This window comes from Mucilaginibacter sp. (genome assembly GCF_036383575.1).
Taxonomy (GTDB): domain Bacteria; phylum Bacteroidota; class Bacteroidia; order Sphingobacteriales; family Sphingobacteriaceae; genus Mucilaginibacter.
This window is the reverse complement of the sequence record NZ_DASVOB010000759.1, coordinates 1-3,785: the sequence shown is the minus strand read 5'-3', so window position 1 is coordinate 3,785 and position 3,785 is coordinate 1. Positions and strand designations below refer to the sequence as shown.

The window sequence follows — 3,785 nt, the reverse complement described above, 5'->3', positions numbered from 1 at the left end:
TGGAACCGATGGAACCTCCCCCCAAACAATAAGGGTAAAAGTAATGCAAAACCTTTCGGTTGAACCGGCCGGTGCGTTTATGGCTGCGCGTGACATCATAGCCGAAGAAATAAGCACCCATATAAAAACACATGGCGAAGATGATTGGCAGGAATATTTTAATCCTTCATTAAACGCCTGCTGCCAGGTATTGGCGCAATACTTCTATTGCAGGGCCACCGGCAAAAAATACAACGAATACGAAGTGGAAAGCTTTATTGACGAAGTTAAAAAACTACGGGTAACGGAGGCGCTGCCCATCTCAAAGCATTTTTTTACCTGTTATCCCAGCTTATCGATAGCGAAAACAAACTTTTGGCATCGGCTCCTACCGCGCTCGAAAAAAGAGCGGGTATCCAATCGTTCGAAAAATTCAAATACATCAACACTGTAAATTCACTGGCAGGCGGTGATATTACCAAATGGCACCTGATCATGAGTATGCCATATGAACGGGTACTTACCAAACTACTGCTCAACAAAACCGAAGCCGAATATCAAAAACGATATAGCGAGCTATCTCAAACTACAATCTGAAGCGCCTTATCCCTGCAAGGCTATTAAACACCAAGTCACCCCAAACCAGGGATCGGGGCTTTAATTATTATGCGTACCCAAATAGAAGCTATTGTACAAACACTCGCCGGCAGTCCGGCTTTTGCCTATGGCACCCAGTCCGAATTGAATACCCTTGCAGATGACGTCACTTTTCCCTGTGTATTTCTTTACCCGCTTCAACCAATTGAAATAAGTCCGCAGGTTAACGGCTCTGTTGATAACACCTTTACCATCTACATGGAATTTTTGTTCAAAACAGATTTTGGACAGTTTACTGCGGAAAACGAAACCTACATCTCGCATGCACTGCAATTGGCTAACCAATTTATAGTAAAATCTTCAAAATACCGTGAAGACAAAGGCCGTTATTTCAGGGTCAAAGCAGGACAAAAAGCCAAATGTGTGCCGGTTTATAACAAATTTGATGTTAATACTACCGGGGTTGGCTTAACCGTTACGCTATCCACCATGTATTTTGATATTTTTTAAATTCCACATTTCACTAATAAAAAATGAGCATAATAGCCACCATTAATGAAACCATCAGCTCAACAACCTACCCCGATCAAAACGGGGGGCAGATTGACCAGGGGGATGTTTTCATCAGCATTATTGATACCAATACCTGGCAACCCACCAATGGTAATAATTGCGAAGTAACCTATCAGCGTAACGAAAACGGGTATACGGGCAACTTCACCGTCATTGTAGCAGGGCAATCATTCCCGCTTTATTCGGGGATTATCAGAGATTATGAATACAGCCCGCAGGGCGATATGATCCGGAGCGATTACGTATCGTTCAGCATAATTTCCGTAAAACCCGGAGATAATCCATCCACCAATCCTTCTGTATGTGATCTGAAGATAAATTATATAGATATCAACATGATCGAGTCGGCACCAGGAGCGGCCGACGCTCAAATCACCGTCAATGCAAGTTCAAGTTTTGCAGCCATACAGTATAGCATAGATATGGGGGTAAACTGGCAAACCTCGCCTGTTTTCACAAACCTAAGCGGCGGACTAAAACATGTGCTGGTAAAAGACAGCAACCCATTGGGCTGTACAGATACGGCTGAGATCAGCATTTCAACATCCACCAACCTGTTAACAGGCGATCCTTCGGTAATGCTTCCCGATGGTTATATTTCGAGATGGAACGCGGCGTTCAATCCTATTGTGTTCACCTATCAACGAAAAGATTTCACAATTAAAAGCATAACAGCCGACAGCGGGCAAGGACACGCTAACATCAGTGTTAATGCCAATTTCAATGATCCCAATACAGGTTTGCCGAAGGTAAAAGTCGGCGATAAGGTTTATATAAATACTGCTGCATATAAAGGTGTTTATACCATTGAGAAGGTAATTGGCACTAATAGTATAGTTATAAACACACCATTTACAAGTAATGACAATACTGGTTTTATTAATATAAACAGTATGTACCCGTATTATGAACTGCATACACGAATTACTTATACCGATCCGCTCACTGGTTTACAATCAACCATAAAATCGGTAAACCGGCCTGATAATACAGGATCAATAAAAGCGGACCTGTCAAATTTTTTACAGAGTTTGTTACGCCCTGCCGACAGCAGCGATTATAACCAGGCTAATTATTACGATACTAATCTTTGCAGCAGTTATAGAATTGAGTACGCCCAACATTATGATGATGGATCGGCCGAAGGATTTACAACCAGCTTCAATCCAATTCAACATCCGTATTATGTTGTTTATGCAGCCAAACAGCTTGGGGATAAATATGGCGGTAATTTAGCGGCTTATGTACCAAATGTTAATACGCCTGCACTGTGGATAACAGATTTCAAAGAGCCTGCATACTCCGCCGGATATCCGTTTGACATTGGGTTTATCTTTACTGATGAGATGACAAACCTTCATCCCTATTGTATGCTTACCCTGCTGGATATTAACCGGAACGTACTGCCGGGCGGTTCTGAACCTGATTATCTACAAAACGAAGACAATTCCTGGATCCTGAATGAAGATGGCAGCAAATTCAGCATTGGCAACCAAACATCTTTTACAATGCCGTTGGCTGGTCCGGTTGGCCTGCACCGGTTTGTGGTTAATGCCAATTTCCCGCCCGAAGCTTATTATTTTAATATCCAGATCAGATACGATGACGAAAATGGCACACATTCATTAACCAGGGCACAAACCATAAGGATAGATGATGCTGTTGACGATAACTCCATATACCTGAGATGGATCGGGCTTAGCGGTTCCTGGAACTACTATCGTTTTGTTTTCAATCAGGAAATAAGTCTTGACGTTCAGAATGCGGTTATCATCAAAAACTTTGTACAAAACTGGCAAACCCAGGAAGGAATTGAAGAGGTGATCAGCAAAACTGCAGGGCAGAAAATGAAGGTTATGGCCGAAGACCTGTCTGTAAACGATATCCGTGGGCTGCAGTCAATAAAATATTCGCCCAAGGTACAGATGCTGATCAATAAAAACCCTGTTAGGTGGCAAACCATAGTTATAAACACTGCTACCTATAGCGAATACGAAACCCGCAACGGGCAGGCTCCATTCAGTCTGACATTTAATATGCCTTCAATAAATATTCAAACTCAATAACAGCTCAATCTTTCGCAAAACTAATGTTATCAATTCCGTAGTAATGATCCCCATTAACAGTTGTACTGCTTTCATAAGTTACTTCAAGTGTGTTTTCAGTAAGTGTATTAACGGCATAAGTGCCTTCGTAAAATGCCGGTGTCGTTTTACTAATTGTTAATACTTTATCACTCAAAGTATATTGATATATAATAAGCGCCGTTTCGCCGGATGGGGTCAGATTTGAAGTATAACCTGAACCGTCGTTGCTAAAAACTTCAAAATCAGTAACGGAGTAATCTGTACGGACAGTATCCCTCAACAGCACATTGTTTTTATAGTTGCGGGTATGGTATTTTTTCAGGTACCATTTACCCACAATGGTAACCGCAGGACTTGCGGCCTTATTATCTTTTTTGCATGATACCAGCACACATACCGATATGGCAATTATTAAAAAATGCTTTGCATGCATTGAAGGTTGTTTTAGATTAACTGGTCAGGATCAGAAGCGATAAATAAACTTAATTAAATTACTGATAATAAACCAATTATTTTAAGTAATGCTCAGGAATAACATTCACTAATCTC

At 41.3% G+C, this 3,785-nt stretch carries 4 protein-coding genes; 3 read left to right on the top strand and 1 reads right to left on the bottom strand.

The features are described from left to right. The 3 genes from VF500_RS27110 to VF500_RS27100 form a co-directional block, all read left to right on the top strand. On the top strand, positions 1-433 hold a 433-nt coding region (locus VF500_RS27110; RefSeq protein ID WP_330862663.1), incomplete at its 5' end, for a hypothetical protein. Between the two features lie 212 nt (positions 434-645). Continuing rightward, complete coding sequence (locus VF500_RS27105; protein ID WP_330862662.1) at positions 646-1,086, top strand: hypothetical protein; 441 nt, start codon at positions 646-648, stop codon at positions 1,084-1,086. A 23-nt stretch (positions 1,087-1,109) separates the two neighbouring features. Beyond that, a complete protein-coding gene (locus VF500_RS27100; RefSeq protein WP_330862661.1) occupies positions 1,110-3,215 on the top strand; it encodes a hypothetical protein in 2,106 nt (701 codons plus the stop codon). Between the two features lie 4 nt (positions 3,216-3,219). On the opposite strand, the gene VF500_RS27095 is transcribed toward VF500_RS27100, so the two are convergent. Next, positions 3,220-3,669 carry a lipocalin family protein gene (locus VF500_RS27095; protein WP_330862660.1) on the bottom strand — a complete coding sequence of 150 codons (450 nt, stop codon included), beginning with the start codon at positions 3,667-3,669 and terminating at the stop codon, positions 3,220-3,222. Between the last annotated feature and the right edge of the window lie 116 nt (positions 3,670-3,785).

Coding starts and splice junctions, on each gene's coding strand:
- VF500_RS27100 (WP_330862661.1), top strand. CDS start 1,110: ATGAGCATAATAGCCACCATTAATGAAACCATCAGCTCAACAACCTAC.
- VF500_RS27095 (WP_330862660.1), bottom strand. CDS start 3,669: ATGCATGCAAAGCATTTTTTAATAATTGCCATATCGGTATGTGTGCTG.
- VF500_RS27105 (WP_330862662.1), top strand. CDS start 646: ATGCGTACCCAAATAGAAGCTATTGTACAAACACTCGCCGGCAGTCCG.